Genomic DNA, 16,069 nt, shown 5'->3' with positions numbered 1-16,069 from the left:
TCCCTCATATATGCACGGCCTTCATCGCCGCTTCGGGATAGCGCGACCCGGCGGCAGCGCCGGGCGGGATCGCCTTCGAGAGACGCGCGACATCGTCCGCCGTCAGGGTGACCGAGAGCGCGGCGAGGTTCTCGTCGACCCGCTCGCTGCGCTTGGTGCCCGGAATCGGCACGATGTCGCGGCCTTGCGCCAGAAGCCAGGCAAGCGCCACCTGGCCCGGCTTGCAGTGCTTGTCTTTCGCGACGGCTTCGATGGCCGCGACCTGCTGCAGGTTGCGAGCGAGATTGTCCGCAGCGAAGCGCGGATGGCGGCCGCGGCCGTCGCCTTCGGGGATGTCGGACGCCTGTCTCACCGCACCGGTCAACAGGCTGCGGCCGAGCGGCGAATAGGCGACGAAGGAGATGCCGAGTGCCCGCGTCGTCGCCAGCGTCTCCTCGGCATGAACGCGATAGAGCAGCGAGTACTCGCTCTGCACGGCGGCGATCGGATGAGTCTCGTGGGCGCGGCGGATCGTGTCCGGACCGGCTTCGCTCAGGCCGATCGCCCGCACCTTGCCGGCCTTCACCAGTTCGCCCATCGCGCCGACCGTGTCTTCGATCGGCACCGACGGATCCACCCGGTGCTGGAAGTAGACATCGATCACGTCGACGCCGAGCCGCTTCAGGCTGGCCTCGCAGGCCGCCTTCACGTAGGCCGGGCTGCCATCGACGCCGTTGGCACCGCCCGGCCTCTGCGTCTGGCCGAACTTGGTCGCCAGCACCACCTTGCCGCGCCGGCCACCGGCGAGCGCCTTGCCGAGCAGGGTCTCGTTGTGACCCCAGCCGTACATGTCGGAACTGTCGAGGAAGGTGACGCCGTGATCGATGGCATGATGAACCACTCGGATCCCGTCCGCGTCATCGCTCCTGCCGTAGGCGCCGGACAAGGACATGCAGCCGAGGCCGATCGGCGCAACGGCGATCCCGCTGCCGCCGAGCGTGCGGGCCTTGGAGGATATGGCATCGGTCATCGAGAACCTCGCATGGGCTGTCAGAGATGGAATCGTCGGAAGGGGGATGATCAGGCCCAAAATCGCCCGTCATTTCAAGCCGGGGCCAAGCCAGAGGACCCCGACGACGCTCAGGGCCATCGCATATGACAAAGAAAGCCGTCTTCCCGACCGGACTCGAGCGTGCCGTCAGGTAGCCGCCTGTCGGATTTCGAACGCCGTTTGGGTTGACCGTATTCGTGCCATTCCCGAAGCTGACACCAAGGGAGGGATCGACGTGTCGGGGAGCGATCAGACCTACGATTTCATCGTGACGGGTGCCGGCTCGGCGGGCTGCGCCGTCGCCGGCCGGCTGAGCGAGGACGGCCGCTTCCGCGTGCTGCTGCTCGAGGCGGGACCGCGCGACACCTATCCCTGGATCCATGTCCCGCTGGGATACCACAAGACGTTCACCAATCCGCGCATCAACTGGATGTTCGACAGCGAACCCGAGGTCGAGCTCAACAACCGCGTCATGTACCAGCCGCGCGGCAAGGTGCTGGGCGGCACCAGCTCGATCAACGGCATGGTCTACATGCGCGGCAATGCCGCCGACTACGACGAATGGCGGCAGCGCGGCTGCGAGGGCTGGGACTACGATTCGGTGCTGCCCTACTTCAAGCGCGCCGAGGACCAGGAGCGCGGCGCCAACCAGTTCCACGGCGTCGGCGGCCCCCTCAAGGTCAGCGACCATCGCTGGAAGCCGGCGCTGGCGCAGGCCATGCACGACGCCGCGGTGCAAGCCGGCATCCCGGCCAATCCCGACTTCAACGGCGCCACCCAGGAAGGTGTCGGCTACTACCAGACCACGATCGGCAAGGCGCGGCGCTGGTCAAGCGCCAAGGCCTATCTCAGCGGCGCCCGCCAGCGCCGTAACCTGACCATCGCCACCGAGGCGCATGCGACCCGCGTGCTGATCGAGAACGGTCGCGCCGTCGGCGTCGAGTACAGGACGCGTGGCGGACTGCAGTCGGCGCGGGCGGCCCGCGAGGTCATCGTTTCCGGCGGCGTCTACGGCTCGCCTCAGCTGTTGCTGCTGTCCGGCCTCGGGCCGGGCGCCCATCTCCAGCAGCACGGGATCACCGTCGTGCGCGACATGCCGGGCGTCGGCTCCCACCTGCACGACCATTTCAACACCTACGTCGCCTATCGCTGCACGCGACCGGAGACGATGAACGACCTTGCCAACAGCTGGATGCGCCAGGTCGTGGCCGCAGCACAGTACGCGATGGGCCGCACCGGGCCGCTGTCGAGCATGGGCCTGTTCGTCGGCGCGCTGGTGCGCAGCGACCGGCGGCTCGAACGTCCCGATCTGCAGATCAACATGTTCGCCTGGGCGATCAAGGACCGCTCGCGTCACGGCGTCGTGCCGCAGCCGTTCTCCGCCTTCGGGCTCAGCCCGGTGCATCTGCGGCCCGACGGCCGCGGCACCGTGCGACTCAAGAGTCCCGATCCGCTGGCGGCGCCCGAAATCCGCTTCAACTTCCTGAAGAGCAGCTACGACTACGAGGCGCTGATCCAGGGCATGCGCATCTGCCGCGAGATCGCGAGCCAAGCGGCCCTGAAGCCCTACATCGTCGAGGAGGTGCTGCCCGGGCCGCAGGTCACCGGCGAGGCCGAGCTCAAGGCCGACATCCGCGCCCGCGGCGTCTCCAACCTGCATCCGGTCGGCACCTGCCGCATGGGCCGCGAGACCGACTCGGTGGTCGATTCGCAGCTGCGCGTGCACGGCATCGCGGGACTCCGCGTCGCCGACGCCTCGATCATGCCGGTCATTGTCGCCGGCAACACCAACGCCCCCTCGATCATGATCGGCGAGAAATGCGCCGACATGGTGCGCCAGGCGGCGGCTGCCTGAACGCGACGTTCATGCCCTCCTCCCCAGCTTCGCTGGGGAGGTGTAGGCGTCTTCGCCGACGGAGGGGTCATGATTCAGCGGACCGCGGGCGTCTCGCCCGCTCATACAGCGCATGAGCGGGCGAGACGCCCGCGATCCGGAAGACCATGTCCCCTCCGCCTGCCTGCGCGAAGCCGAAGCGGCTTCGCTTCGGCGAAGGCAGGTCCGCGAAGACGCGGACACCTCCCCAACTGCGTCGGGGAGGAGCATGATCAACGCACCCCGCGAAAGAATGCGCGTACGTCGTGGATGAACAGCGCGGGCTGCTCGAAGGCGGCGAAGTGGCCGCCCTTCGGCATCTCGGACCAGTGGCGGATGTCGGTGTAGCGCTCCTCCATCCAGCGCCGCACCGGCGTCACGATCTCCCTGGGGAATACGGCGACGCCGGTCGGCACCGTGATGGTCTGCGCGGCCCGCCGCTTCGGGCCAAAGCTTTCCCAGTAGAGCCGCGCCGAAGAAGCCGCCGTCGCGGTGACCCACTAGAGCATGACATTGTCCAACAGCTCGTCGCGGCCGAGCACGTTCTCGGGATGGCCGTTGCAGTCGGTCCACGCCCAGAACTTCTCCAGGATCCACGCTGCCTGACCAACCGGCGAATCGGTGAGGCCATAGCCAAGCGTCTGCGGCCGGGTCGATTGCTGCTTGGAATAGCCTGAGTCCCATTCGGCGTAGTATTCGGCGCCCTTGAGCGCCCGGACCTCTTCCGCCGTCGGCTGGCCGTCGACCTTGGGCCGCGACCCCATGGCGAGCGTGATGTGGATGCCGGCGCAATGCTCGGGGTCCTGCGCCCCGAGCGAGCTCGTCACCGCCGATCCCCAGTCGCCGCCTTGCGCGCCGTAGCGCGCGTAGCCCAGCCGCGCCATCAGCCTTGCCCAGGTCGCCGCGATTCTGTCGACGCCCCAGCCGGTGGTCGTGGGCTTCGACGAGAAGCCGAAGCCCGGCAGGGACGGGCAGATCACGTGGAATGCATCGGCGGCGTCGCCGCCATGCGCCGCCGGATCGACCAGCGGCTCGATCACCTTGTGGAACTCGACGATCGAGCCCGGCCAGCCATGCGTGATGATCAGCGGCAGTGCATCGGCGCGGGGCGAACGCATGTGCACGAAATGGATGTCGAGCCCGTCGATCTCGGTCTTGAACTGCGCGAAGCGATTGAGCCCGGCCTCGCGCTGGCGCCAATCGTATCGCTCCGCCCAATAGCGGCAGACATCCTGGATCCAGTCGAGCGGCGCTCCCTGGCTCCAGTCGTCGACCAGCTCGGCTTCAGGCCATCGCGTGCGGCGAAGGCGTTCCTTCAGATCGACGAGGATGTCGTCGCCAATGGCAATGCGAAAGGGCCGGATGTCACTGCTCATGGGCGCTCCGCGGTTCATGGGGTGTCGAGGGTCCCTCGCTTCGCCGGCGGAGACAATGGCGTTCGACGCCTACAAGGAGGTTGTCATCCTTCGCAAAGCGAGGGACGCTCGTCGCACTCGAGGAGGATGCCCGTGTCGACCGTTGCCGCCGTCAAGACCGCTGCTCGTGCTTTCGATTTGCGCCCCCTGCCCGGCGGCCTCGGGGCCGAGATCTGCGGCCTCGTCGTGTCGGCAGTCGACGATGCGACGTTTCCGGCGATCTACGCGGCCTTCCTCGCCCACCAGCTCCTGCTGTTCCGCGACCAGGATCTGCCGCCCGGCGACCAGGTCGCCTTCGCCCGCCGCTTCGGCGAGGTCCAGGTTCACGTCATGAACCAGTACCATGCCAGCACCCATCCCGAGCTCTATACGCTGTCGAACGTCGGGCCCGACGGCCGGCCCACCGGCAAGCATCCCGACAAGGGGACGATGGCGTGGCACACCGACGGATCGTGGCAGCGCCGCACGACGAAGTGCACCATGCTCTATGCCGAGGTGATCCCGAGCCGCGGCGGCGGCACCGCCTTCGCCGACATGTACTCGGCCTACGAGACGCTGTCGCCGGACGAGCAGCGCCACCTCGAGACGCTGCGCGCCATCCACAACCTCGATTTTTCGCGCACCCGCCGGCACGGCGAGGATCCGATGACCGAGGCCCAGCGCAAGGCGGTACCGCCGGTCGATCATCCGGTGGTGCGCGTCCATCCCGAAACCGGCCGCAAGACGATCTATCTCGGCGACCACGCCGAAAGCATCGTCGGCATGGGCTACGATGAAGGGCGCCGGCTGATCGAGGATCTCAACCAGCGCATCGTCGGCCTCTGCCGCCTCTACATCCACAGCTGGCGGCCTCGCGACCTGATGCTGTGGGACAATCGCTGCCTGCTGCACAAGGCCGGCAGCTACGACACCGCCACCGAGCCGCGCATCATCCGCCGCTGCACCGTGCTTGGCGAGGCGGCGTAGAGCCTTCCACTCCCAGCTGCGCTGGGAAGGGAAGCGTCACGGTCTCATCGGCGGGAGCGCGCCACTCCGATGGCGCTCTTCTTGGTGATTACACATCCCATGAGCGCCATCGGAGTGGCGCGCTCCCGGCAAAGACTCCTCCATCGCCGGGTTATGTTTCATCCTCGATTGCCGGGATTTCGGGGAACGCCACCATGTAGGTTTCAAGTGGCATCTGCGCGACGGCTACCCTGTTGGTGATCCTGATCACCTGCGGCTGATCGACGAATGCCTGCCGCATCCGTTGGCGAAGCTGACGAACCGCATCACGGTCGGCGCACATCACGCATAGCAGGCGCAGCTCGCCATCGGCCTCGGGCAATACCCGGTCGGCGTTGATCGATCCGATGTCGTAGTGGTGTTCCTGCAGGAACTCGATGACGGGCAGCGCTTCGCGTGCCACCGCAGCCCGGACCAATGGACGGTTCATGGATCGCCTAGATGACCTTTCCTGCACGCAACCTGGCGATCTCGGCGTCGCTGTAGCCCAGCTCCGCCAGCACCTCGTTGTTGTGCGCGCCGAGCTCGGGCGCGATGCCCGGGCTGGCCGGTGTCTCGGAGAACTGCCAGGGCGTGCCGTGCACCTTGAGCTTCCTGCCGAACTTGGGATAGTCGACCTCGGTCACGTAGCCGTTGGCGATCACATCGGGGTCGTTCGACGCTTCCAGCAGGGTGTTGATCGGTGCCGACACGATGTCGGCACCGCGCAGCCTCGCCACCCAGTCCTCGCGCGTGCCGGTGGCGAACAGCTCGTCGAGCAGGGCCAGCAGCCCGTTCCTCCTGGCGTCATTGTCGATGATCACGCCGAGATGCTCGAAGCCCGCCTCCTTGAGCCGCGGCAGGAAGCCCAGCGCACCCATCGCATCCTTCCAGTTGTCGGGGCCGGTGAGCTGGAACACCAGTGGCTTGCCGTCGCGATCGTTGAAGCTCGCGCTGATGCCGGGCCGCTCGGCGGTGCCGGTGACGCGCGCCTGGCCGGTCACCGGATTGCGGTTGCGCCACATCGTCGTGGTGAAGGTCCAACCCATCAGGCGGACCAACGAACCCAGCAAGGACAGCTCGATCTTCTGGCCGATGCCGGTTGCCCGGGCGTGCGTCAGCGCCGCCAGCGCGCCGCCGAAGGCCAGCATGGCAGTGCTTTCGTCGGCCACCGAGGCAATGCCGGTGCGCATCTTCTGGCCGGGCATGGAATAGGCCTCGGCGATGCCGCCAAGCGCCTGAGCCATCGAATCGGTGCCCGGGAGATGGCCGTTGGGCCCGCGCGTGCCGTAGCCCGAGATCGAGACGTAGACCAGCCTGGGATTGATCTTCTTCAGCTCCTCGTAGCCGAAGCCGTTCTTCTCGGCGGCGCCGGGACGGAAGTTCTGGCCGAAGATGTCGGCGCGGGCCACCAGCTTGTGCAGGATGGCGCGGCCCTCGGCGGACTTGAGATTGAGCGTGACGCTCTTCACGCCGCGATTGTTGGTCTCGAAGAAGGTGCTGGGCATGCCCGGCAGCACCGTCATGCGGCGCGAGGGATCGCCGCCTTCCGGCACCTCGATCTTGATCACGTCGGCGCCGAGGTCGGCCATCAGCATGTAGGGCACCGTGCCCGCCTGCGCCGTCGAGCAGGACACGACCTTGACGCCTTGCAACGGGCCGAACGGCTGACGCGACATCGCTACTCTCCCTTCTCGAACCGACTATGAACCATCAAACAGGTGGCAGGCCACGGCGTGGCCCGGCGTGACGTCGCGAAGCACCGGCTCCTCGGCCGAGCAGCGCGCCATGGCATAGGGGCAGCGCGTGTGGAAGCGGCAGCCGCTCGGCGGATCGAGCGGCGACGGCACCTCGCCCTTGAGCTCGACCTCATCCTCCTGCCGCCCCGGCCACGCCACCAGAACGGCAGAGAACAGCGCCCGCGTGTAGGGATGGCGCACGTCGTCGAACAAGGCAATGGTGGGTGCGCGCTCGACGATCTTGCCGAGATACATCACCACCGTGTTGTCGGCCATGTGCCGCACCGTGGCGAGATCGTGCGCAACCAGGAGGTAGGCCACCTTGTCCTGAGCCTGGATGTCCTTCAGGAGGTTCATCATCTGGGCGCGGATCGACACGTCGAGCGCCGAGACCGGCTCGTCGAGCACGATCAGCTTGGGACGCGAGGCGAGCGCCGCCGCGAGCGCCACGCGCTGGCGCTGCCCGCCGCTGAACTCGTGCGGGTATTGCTGCGACTGTTCGGGACGAAGGCCGACCTGCCGCAGGAGCTCGTGCACCCGCTCGTCGATTTTCGCCCGGTCGTTCCAGCCATTGACGATCAGCGCCTCGGCGATGATGCGGCCCGCCTTCATGCGCGGGTTCAGCGACGACCAGGGATCCTGGAACACCGCCTGCACCTTGGCGCGATAGGCAGCCAGTTCGGCACCGCGCAAACCGTGGATCGGCTCGCCCTCCAGCAGGATACGGCCCTCGGTGGGCTCCTCCAGATTGAGGATCATGCGCGAGGTCGTGGTCTTGCCGCAGCCCGATTCGCCCACCAGGCCCAGCGTCTCGCCGGCGCGGATTTCGAAGGAGACGCCGTCGACCGCCTTGACGTGGCCGAGCGTGCGGGCAAGCAGGATGCCCTTGGTGAAGGCGAAGTGCTTGCGCACGCCCTCGACCTGCAGCAGCGGCTTCTCCCCGTTCGACATCGACCCGGCATTCATGCGGACAGAAACCTCCAGAAACCGCGCAGGCGCCAGTTGATCGGCCGATCAGGCGGGGAAGCCGAGAGTGCCGCGAATCGACTCGGCCGTCGACGCGCAGAAGCCGCCGCACGAGCCCGGCGGCTCATCGTATGCCGGTCAACACCGCGTCGGGCAACCATGTGACGAGCTTCGGGAAGTACAGCAAAAACCCCACCACCAGCAGTTGGAGGCCGACGAACGGCCAGATGCCGAGATACATGTGCCTGAGCGTGATCTCGGGCGGGGCGATGCCGCGCAGGTAGAAGATCGACGGCGCCATCGGCGGCGTCAGGTAGCCGGTCTGCAGCATGACGAGGAAGAGAACACAGAACCAGACCTTGTCGAATCCCGCCGCCTCGATCAGCGGCGCCGTGATCGGCACCACCATCAGGATGATCACCAGGGGCTCCAGCATGAAGCCGGCGAGGAACACGATGAACATGACCAGGAACATCAGGCCCCATCGTCCGACACTGAATTCGTTGAGGAACCCCTGCAGCATCTCCAGTCCGCCCGAGCCGACGAAGACGGCGGCGAACATCTGCCCGCAGGCCACGATGGTCAGGATCATCGCCGTGATGCGCACGGTGCGCATGGTCGAGTCGACCAGCACCGGCCAGGACAGCCGCCGGTAGGTGATCGCCAGCAGCACGGTGCCGAGCGCGCCGGTCGCCGATGCCTCTGTCGGCGTGGCAATGCCCGCCATCATCGAGCCGAGGACAGCGACGATCACCACCACCGGCGGGACCAGGACCTTGCCGCTCAGGACCAGCTTGGCCGCGAGCGACGGCTCGTCGGCTGCCTTCGGGATGCGCGGACCGAAATCCGGACGGATGATGCACACGGTGACGATATAGAGGATGTAGGCGATCGCCAGCATGAAGCCCGGAATGAACATGCCGAGCAGGATGTTGCCGACCGAGGCATTGGCGACCGGGCCGATGACGACGGCCAGCACCGACGGCGGGATGATGGTGCCGAGCGAGCCGCCGGCGCAGATCGTGCCGGAGATCAGGCTCTTCGAATAGCCGTACTTCAGCATGGCGGGGATCGCCAGCAGGCCGACGACGGTCTCCGTCGCGCCGACGACGCCGCTGGTCGCCGCGAAGATCACGCACATGATGACGGTGCCGACGGCCATGCCGCCGGGCACGCGCCGCGTCCACATGTGGATGGCATCGAACAGGCGCGAGGCGATGCCCGAGGCCTCGAACATGGCGCCCATAAAGATGAACAGCGGCACCGCCGCGAGCACCTGCGCGGTCGCCACCTCCTCGATCTTCTGGATGAACTGGTACTGCAGGCCGACGAGCCCGAACGAATGGAGCCCGAACACCACCGCCAGCGCCATCATGGTGAGCGCCACCGGGAAGCCAGTCAGGATCACCGCGATGAGGGCCGGGAACATCCACAGCGCGCTCATCGGGCGGCCCCCAAGTTGGCACCGATGGCGGTTCCTCCCGCCCGGCGGCATGGCAGGGACGGAGCCGCTTCAGACTCCATGGACATCGCCCGTCTCGTCGCCGCCGTCGAGCGGCCTGCCCATCAGCGAGGCGGCGCGCTTGATGATCTCGGCCGCGATCTGCAGGGTGAAGATTGCAAAGCCGACCAGGAGAATCAGCTTGAACGGCCAGACGATCGGGTTCCAGCCGCCCGAGCCCGAGCGCTCGCCGCTCTGGTACGCCGTCATGAAGTGATCGAACAGGCCCAGGGTGACCCACGCGACCGTCGGCAGGATGATCGCGGTCAGCCCGACCAGATCGAAGATCCGGATGCGCGGCTTGGTGCGACGGTCGTACAGCAGGTCGACGCGAACATGGCTGTCCGTCGACATGGCATAGGCGATCGACAGCACGAACGAGGCGCCCATCAACCAGGTGTTGAGATCGTTGCCCCAGATCGTCGGTGCATTGAAGAGATAGCGCAGCACGACATCGTAAAGCATCAGGATGACCAGGACGATCACCAGTGCGGCGGCGATCGCCCCGAATAAACGGCTGACGCCATCGACAACTCGAACCAGGCCGCGCATCGACCGATCGGTTTCGCGACTACCTGAACTCGGATCGATACTCGGCAGACGGCTTCCACCGCGCCATGAAGGCGCGCTGCGATTCGACCACCTTCTTGAACCAGCCGCCATCCGCCGCCATGTACTTGTCCTCCCATTCGCGCGTCGCCTTGGCCACGCCATCGATGTAGGCTTGGTCGACGCGGATGAACTCGACGCCCTCGCTCTTCAGCTTGGCGAGCGCGTCGGCATCCATGAGATTGATGTTCATCCACGATTCGATGGTGGAGAGCTTGGCGGCAGCCTCGATCTGCTTCTTCGTGGTGGCGTCGAAGCCGTCCCACAACGCCTTGTCGAAGACGCATTCCAGCACCGCGCCCGGCTGGTGGACGCCGGGCAGGATCGCGTACTTGGCGACCTTGTGGAAGCCGAGGGGGAGGTTGATGCCGGGCGTGGCCCATTCGATGGCGTCGACGACGCCACGTTCGAGCGCCGGATAGACCTCGCCACCCGGCAGGATGACGGTCGAGGCGCCGAGGTTGTTGGCAATCTCGGCCCAGGCGCCCGACGTCCGGAGCTTGAGCCCCTTCAGGTCCTCGAGCTTGCGGATGGGCTTGCGCGAAACCATGTGAATCTCGTCGGAGTGCGAGCCGCAGGGCAGCGCCACCACGCCGAACTTCTCCATGCGCCACTGCCGCCACAGGTCGATGCCGCCGCCGACATAGATCCAGTGCAGCAGCGCTTCGGCCGGCGGCGAGCCGACATAGCCGCCGAACACGGCCGCTGTTTTGTCGAGGCCCCAATCGTAGCCGGGCCAGGAGTGGCCGGCCTGCGCCACCTTCTTCTGCACCGATTCCGTGATCTTGAGCGGACTGCCGATGGTGCCGGCCGGAAAGACCTGGAACTTGACCTTGCCGCCGGTCAGCGAATCGACCTGCTTGGAAAAGCCTTGGGCGAACTGCTCCAGATGCACGCCGCCCGGCCATGACGTGGCGGTACGGACGTTTTGCTGGGCGCTGGCTGTGCCGATGCCGAAGACCAGCGCCGCCGCCGCAACAGCCGCGGTCGCACAGCGGGATGCCGTCATGAAACCCTCCCTCGACTTTTCTTGTGGATCACGGATGAAACGCTGCCGGACGCCGGGAACGCGATGCTCCCGGCGGCGAGAGTGCAACCTGCGCATACCCTTGGCAAGAATGGACGCACCGGCGACACGGCCTTCAGCTTTGCGTCACGCGCCAGCAGTCCGCCGTATGCTCCTCGTTCACCTGCACCGTTCCCGGATAGGCGTCCAGGCAACGCTGCTCGGCGAGCGGACAGCGCGAGGCAAAGCGGCAGCCTGCCGGAAGGTCCATCAGAGACGGCGGCTGGCCCTCGATCGTGGCCAGCCGGCCGATCGGACCGTGCATCTTCGGCACCGAAGCGATCAGGGCGCGCGTGTAAGGATGGGCGGGCGACTCGAAGATCTGCCGCACCGGTCCGCATTCGACGATACGGCCAGCATACATCACGGCGACGCGATCGCACATGCGGCCGACGACACCGAAATCGTGGGTGATGAACAGGATCGCCATGCCGTTGTCGGCCTGCAGGCGCTTGAGCAGCTTCAGGTACTGGAGCTGGATCGTGACGTCGAGCGCGGTGGTCGGCTCGTCGGCGATCAGCACCTCGGGCTGCCCGGTGATGGCGATGGCGCCGACCACGCGCTGCTTCATGCCGCCGCTCATCTGGTGCGGATACTGGCCGAGGCGCTGCTCGGGCGCGGCGATCTCGACGCCGCGCAAGGCGGCGACGGCCTCACGCGCCAGCTCCTCACCCGGCGCGCGCCGGCGGCGCAGGATCGCCTCGCGCAGCTGATCGCCGATCGAGAACACTGGGTTGAGAGAGGTCTGCGGATCCTGCAGCACCATCGAGAGGCGCCGGCCGCGGATCTCGCGCATCTCGGCCGGCGTGCACTCGAGGATGTTCTCGCCGCCCAGCAGCACCTCGCCCTTGATCGTGCGCGCCCCGCCCTTGGGCAGCAGGCGCATCAGCGAGAGCGCGGTCAGGCTCTTGCCGCAGCCCGATTCGCCGACCAGCCCCAGCACCTCGCCGCGGCGCAGGTGGAAGCTCACGCCGTCGACCGCCCTGACCACGCCACGACGCAGGAAGAAATGCGTGTGCAGGTCGCGTACCTCGAGAACGATGTCGCCTGTCAACGCCCGGCCGCTCACAATTGGCGCAGTCGAGGGTCGAGCCGGTCGCGCAGCCAGTCGCCGAACAGGTTGACCGAGAGGACCAGCAGGGTGATGGCGATGCCCGGGATCAGCGCCACCCACCAGGCGTCGGCGATGCGGCCGCGACCCTCCGAGATCATCAGGCCCCAGGTCGGGGTCGGCGGCGGGATGCCGGCGCCGAGGAAGCTCAGCGACGCCTCGGCGATGATGACGACGCCGATGTTGAGCGTGACCAGAACCATGAAGGTGTTGACCACGTTCGGCAGGATGTGGGTCAGCATGATGCGCAGGGAGGAGCAGCCGCGCACCTTGGCCAGCGCCACGAAGTCGCGCTGGCGCAAGGTCAGCACCTCGCCTCGGATGACGCGGGCGAAGCTCGCCCACAAGAGCAGGCTGATCGCCAGGACCAGCGTCCCCAGCCCCTGCCCCATGGTGACCGCGAGCAGCAGCGCGAACAGGATGGCCGGGAAGGTGAAGGCGGCGTCGACCAGACGCATCAGGATGCTGTCGACGGTGCCACCGACATAGCCCGCCACGATGCCGACGACGAGCCCAACGCCGCCGCCCGCGGTCAGCGCCAGCAGCGCCACGATCAGGCTGACCCGCGCGCCGTAGATCAGCCGGCTCAGGAGATCGCGGCCGAAGGCGTCGGTTCCGAGCAGGTACTTGTCGCTGCCGCCCGTCATCCAGGCCGGCGGCAGCAGCTTGTCGCGCAAGGTCTGGTCGATCGGCGAATACGGCGCGAGCAGCGGCGCGAACACGGCCATGATCACGATCACGGAGATGATGGCGATCGGGATCCACGGCGCCCGCGAGGTCCGTCGCACGCCGGCGCTGCTGCCGAGCCGCAGCCGCCAGCGCCACCAGTTCGATGCCTGCGGCCGTTCAAGCAAGGCCATGGCGCGCTCCCTCCTCCCCAGCTTCGCTGGGGAGGTGTCGCGTCATAGGCGACGGAGGGGTCATGAATCTCATGGCTGGGAGCGCGCCACTCCCGTGGCGCTCATGCGATGTGTGATCGACAAGAAGAGCGCCACGAGAGTGGCGCGCTCCCAGCAAAGATTCATGACCCCTCCGTCGGCGAAGACGCTGACACCTCCCCAGCGAAGCTGGGGAGGAACATGAATATATCTACGCAAGGCGGATCCTCGGATCGACGTAGGCGTAGAGGATGTCGACGCCGAGATTGATGGACAGGATCAGGATCGACTTCAGGATGATCACCGCCTGCAGCAGCGGAAAGTCGCGGTAGATCACCGCCTCGTAGGTCAGACGGCCGATGCCGGGCCAGGCGAACACCGTCTCCGTGACGATGGCGCCGGTGATCAGGTTGCCGACGAAGACGCCCCACAGGGTGAGCACCGGGATCAGCGCGTTGCGCAGGCAATGCTTCCAGATCACGACCGCCTCGCTCAACCCCTTGATGCGGGCGAGCTTGACGAACTCGCTCTCCATCACGTCGAGCATGGCCGAGCGCGTGATGCGCATGAAGCCCGCCACCAGGAACGTGCCCAGCGTGATCACCGGCAGCACGAAATGGGCCGGCCCACCCATTCGGCCCGATGGCAGCCAACCCAGCTCGACGCTGAACACGAAGATCAGCAGCACGCCAAGCCAGAAGCTCGGCACGGCAACCCCGAGCACCGCCACCGTGCCGGCGGCGCGGTCGAGCCATCCGCCGCGATTGAGCGCCGCCAGCACGCCGAGCGGGATGCCGAGTGCCATGCCGAGCAGGATCGCCCATGGCATCAGCACAAGCGTGTTGGGCAGCCGGTCGAAGAAGGCCTCGACCGCAGGCTGCTTCATGCGGATCGAGTTGCCGAGATCGCCGTGGATCGCGTTGCCGACGAAGATCGCGAACTGCTCGAAGATCGAGCCGTCGAGCCCGAGCGTCTGGATCAGCGCCTCCCGGTCTTCCGCGGTTGCATCCTCGGGCAGCATCAGGTCGACCGGGTTGCCGGTCATCCGGCCGAGGAAGAAGACGATCGTCGCCACGAGGCAGAGCAGGACCACGCCTTGCAGCAGCCGGCGGGCGATGTAGCGCTTCATGGCCTGCCCATGGGCGGCGCTTCGCTCACTTCTTCCAGGGCTTCTCGTCGGGGCGCGGGATGCGCTCGAACACGTCGCCCAGCTCGTGCCGGCCCGGAATGGCCTCGAACTGCCCGACCTTCTTGGTGTTGATGGCGTAGTAGCCCATGCCTTCCAGAATCGGCACCACGGTCCACGAATTGGAGGCGATCTCGACCATGCGATCGGTCAGGGCCGTCCGCTTGGTGCGGTCGAGCTCAGCCAGGAGGGCGCGGTAGGTCTTGACGAAGTCCTGACAGGTCTCGGCGCAATTGTCCTTGTCGCCGAACAGACGCTGGGTGCTGTCGGGCGAGAAGGCGCCGTTATAGCGCCACGGCGCATCGGGCCGACCGGCGGTGCGGTACATCGAGGCCCAGCCCGTCAGCTGCGCCTGGTCGCCGCGCTCGAGTGGCGGGAAGGAGCCCCATTCGTAGTGCTTCAGCGTCACCTTGATGCCGATCTTGGTCCACATGTCGGCGATCGCGGTGCCGATATCGATCATGAACTGCGTGCCCGGCAGCGCGGTGTTGGCGAACTTGAGCTCGAAGCCGTTGGGATAGCCCTCCTCCGCGAGAATCTTCTTGGCCTGCGCCGGATCGTAGCGAAAAGCCTCGGCCGCCCACTTCTCCCAGCGCGGCGCGCTGAGGAAATCGGTGTAGGCGAACGTCGCGAACGGATAGGGCATCCGCGCCTTGCCGTTCATGACGTGCTCGATCACCTGCTTGCGATCGATCGCCAGGGACAATGCCTGGCGCACGCGCGGCTTGGCGATCGGCTGGTCCTTCAACTCGGGCTTCCAGGTGCCGTAGAATTGAAAGATCGCCTGCATCGTGCCCGGCACCGACAGCACCTCGAGCCCGGCGCGGGCGGCGCCGAGCATGGTCTCGGGCCCTATCGAGGCGATCGCCGCTTCGCCGGTGCGCACCATGGCAACGCGGGTGCTCTCCTCCGGCACCAGCAGGACGTGGAGATCCTTGAAATGCGGCCGGCCGCGCCAGTGCGGCGTGGTCACCGCGGTGAACTCGATGCGATCACCCGGCACGTTGCGGACGAACTTCCACGGGCCGCTGCCGATCGGCTTCTTGCGGAACTCCTCTTCGCCGACCTTCTCGATGTAGGCCTTGGGCATGATGGCGCCTTCCGGCGCGACGGCGCGCGACAGGCCGGCCGGCAGGCCGATCTGCGGGCTGCTGGTATTGACCTTCACCGTCATGTCATCGACGACCTCGATGCTCTTGATGCTGCGCCGCATGCTCGCCGCCGCGGCGGCGAGCGATCCCGGCCCCATCTGGCGCTCGAGGCTGAACTTGACGTCGTGGGCGGTAAGCTTGTCGCCATTGTGGAACGTCTGGCCCGGCCGGATGAAGAACGTCCAGGTCAGGCCGTCGGGCGACAGTTCCCAGCGCTCGGCCACGCCCGGCCCGACACCGCCTTTGGCGACGTCGAAGCCGACCAGGGAATCGTACATCGCGGCCTGGTAGACGGCGTTGCCGGGGCGACCCTCGAGGATCGGGTCCAGCGTCTGGGCGCCCAGCGATTCGACGGCGAATACGAGAGTGCCCTTCTGGTCCTGGGCATGGAGCGGCGACAGGGCGCCGACGATCACGGCAGCGGCCCACGCCGCCACCTTGGTGGCTTGCCGGAACATGGATCCTCCTCCCAGAGGGGTCACGGCGCCTTGGTTGTTCTCTGCGCGCCGTGCACGGCTGCTGAACTATCCGTTGCGCCTTGAAATCTTGTCAATAGCGGC

The 16,069-nt window shown here is 66.9% G+C and carries 13 protein-coding genes and 1 pseudogene; 2 read left to right on the top strand and 12 right to left on the bottom strand.

All coding sequences use genetic code 11. The features are described from left to right. Positions 1–4 precede the first annotated feature (4 nt). A complete protein-coding gene (locus AB7O82_RS01550; protein ID WP_428543779.1) occupies positions 5–1,009 on the bottom strand; it encodes an aldo/keto reductase in 1,005 nt (334 codons plus the stop codon). A gap of 250 nt (positions 1,010–1,259) precedes the next feature. Here AB7O82_RS01550 and AB7O82_RS01545 point away from each other — a divergent pair, with 250 nt between their 5' ends. Continuing rightward, on the top strand, positions 1,260–2,885 hold the full coding sequence (locus AB7O82_RS01545) for a GMC family oxidoreductase (RefSeq protein ID WP_428543829.1): 1,626 nt from the start codon (positions 1,260–1,262) through the stop codon (positions 2,883–2,885). 251 nt (positions 2,886–3,136) lie between these two features. On the opposite strand, the pseudogene AB7O82_RS01540 reads toward AB7O82_RS01545, so the two are convergent. Further along, a pseudogene (locus AB7O82_RS01540) lies at positions 3,137–4,279 on the bottom strand (epoxide hydrolase family protein). Between the two features lie 132 nt (positions 4,280–4,411). Here AB7O82_RS01540 and AB7O82_RS01535 point away from each other — a divergent pair. Next, a complete protein-coding gene (locus tag AB7O82_RS01535; protein WP_428543777.1) occupies positions 4,412–5,284 on the top strand; it encodes a TauD/TfdA dioxygenase family protein in 873 nt (290 codons plus the stop codon). Between the two features lie 151 nt (positions 5,285–5,435). On the opposite strand, the gene AB7O82_RS01530 is transcribed toward AB7O82_RS01535, so the two are convergent. From AB7O82_RS01530 to AB7O82_RS01485, 10 genes are all read right to left on the bottom strand, one after another. Beyond that, positions 5,436–5,753 (bottom strand): hypothetical protein, encoded by a 318-nt coding sequence (locus AB7O82_RS01530; RefSeq protein ID WP_428543775.1) that lies wholly within the window; start codon positions 5,751–5,753, stop codon positions 5,436–5,438. 7 nt (positions 5,754–5,760) lie between these two features. Then, complete coding sequence (locus AB7O82_RS01525; protein WP_428551806.1) at positions 5,761–6,981, bottom strand: CaiB/BaiF CoA transferase family protein; 1,221 nt, start codon at positions 6,979–6,981, stop codon at positions 5,761–5,763. A 24-nt stretch (positions 6,982–7,005) separates the two neighbouring features. Further along, positions 7,006–8,007, bottom strand: a complete 1,002-nt coding sequence (locus AB7O82_RS01520; RefSeq protein ID WP_428551803.1) for an ABC transporter ATP-binding protein — start codon at positions 8,005–8,007, stop codon at positions 7,006–7,008. A 124-nt stretch (positions 8,008–8,131) separates the two neighbouring features. Next, positions 8,132–9,451 carry a TRAP transporter large permease gene (locus AB7O82_RS01515; RefSeq protein WP_428551801.1) on the bottom strand — a complete coding sequence of 440 codons (1,320 nt, stop codon included), beginning with the start codon at positions 9,449–9,451 and terminating at the stop codon, positions 8,132–8,134. Between the two features lie 69 nt (positions 9,452–9,520). After that, positions 9,521–10,060, bottom strand: coding sequence for a TRAP transporter small permease subunit (locus AB7O82_RS01510; protein WP_428551798.1), 540 nt, complete (start codon positions 10,058–10,060; stop codon positions 9,521–9,523). A 19-nt stretch (positions 10,061–10,079) separates the two neighbouring features. Next, positions 10,080–11,126 carry a TRAP transporter substrate-binding protein DctP gene (dctP, locus tag AB7O82_RS01505; RefSeq protein ID WP_428551795.1) on the bottom strand — a complete coding sequence of 349 codons (1,047 nt, stop codon included), beginning with the start codon at positions 11,124–11,126 and terminating at the stop codon, positions 10,080–10,082. Positions 11,127–11,259: 133 nt separating this feature from the next. After that, the gene (locus tag AB7O82_RS01500; RefSeq protein WP_428551792.1) at positions 11,260–12,237 is read right to left on the bottom strand and encodes an ABC transporter ATP-binding protein; all 978 of its coding nucleotides are present in this window, start codon (positions 12,235–12,237) and stop codon (positions 11,260–11,262) included. Between the two features lie 11 nt (positions 12,238–12,248). Further along, positions 12,249–13,154, bottom strand: a complete 906-nt coding sequence (locus AB7O82_RS01495; RefSeq protein ID WP_428551789.1) for an ABC transporter permease — start codon at positions 13,152–13,154, stop codon at positions 12,249–12,251. A gap of 229 nt (positions 13,155–13,383) precedes the next feature. Next, positions 13,384–14,301, bottom strand: coding sequence for an ABC transporter permease (locus tag AB7O82_RS01490; RefSeq protein WP_428551786.1), 918 nt, complete (start codon positions 14,299–14,301; stop codon positions 13,384–13,386). A 25-nt stretch (positions 14,302–14,326) separates the two neighbouring features. Continuing rightward, positions 14,327–15,967, bottom strand: coding sequence for an ABC transporter substrate-binding protein (locus tag AB7O82_RS01485; RefSeq protein ID WP_428551784.1), 1,641 nt, complete (start codon positions 15,965–15,967; stop codon positions 14,327–14,329). Positions 15,968–16,069 lie beyond the last annotated feature (102 nt).

The sequence above is a fragment of the Reyranella sp. genome (assembly GCF_050185545.1).
GTDB lineage: Bacteria > Pseudomonadota > Alphaproteobacteria > Reyranellales > Reyranellaceae > Reyranella.
This window is presented reverse-complemented; position numbering and strand designations above follow the sequence as displayed.

Bases quoted from the DNA above. Each gene is read 5' to 3' on its own strand.
- AB7O82_RS01530 (WP_428543775.1), bottom strand. From the start codon at position 5,753: ATGAACCGTCCATTGGTCCGGGCTGCGGTGGCACGCGAAGCGCTGCCC.
- AB7O82_RS01490 (WP_428551786.1), bottom strand. From the start codon at position 14,301: ATGAAGCGCTACATCGCCCGCCGGCTGCTGCAAGGCGTGGTCCTGCTC.
- AB7O82_RS01510 (WP_428551798.1), bottom strand. From the start codon at position 10,060: ATGCGCGGCCTGGTTCGAGTTGTCGATGGCGTCAGCCGTTTATTCGGG.
- AB7O82_RS01495 (WP_428551789.1), bottom strand. From the start codon at position 13,154: ATGGCCTTGCTTGAACGGCCGCAGGCATCGAACTGGTGGCGCTGGCGG.
- dctP (WP_428551795.1), bottom strand. From the start codon at position 11,126: ATGACGGCATCCCGCTGTGCGACCGCGGCTGTTGCGGCGGCGGCGCTG.
- AB7O82_RS01520 (WP_428551803.1), bottom strand. From the start codon at position 8,007: ATGAATGCCGGGTCGATGTCGAACGGGGAGAAGCCGCTGCTGCAGGTC.
- AB7O82_RS01550 (WP_428543779.1), bottom strand. From the start codon at position 1,009: ATGACCGATGCCATATCCTCCAAGGCCCGCACGCTCGGCGGCAGCGGG.
- AB7O82_RS01485 (WP_428551784.1), bottom strand. From the start codon at position 15,967: ATGTTCCGGCAAGCCACCAAGGTGGCGGCGTGGGCCGCTGCCGTGATC.
- AB7O82_RS01525 (WP_428551806.1), bottom strand. From the start codon at position 6,981: ATGTCGCGTCAGCCGTTCGGCCCGTTGCAAGGCGTCAAGGTCGTGTCC.
- AB7O82_RS01515 (WP_428551801.1), bottom strand. From the start codon at position 9,451: ATGAGCGCGCTGTGGATGTTCCCGGCCCTCATCGCGGTGATCCTGACT.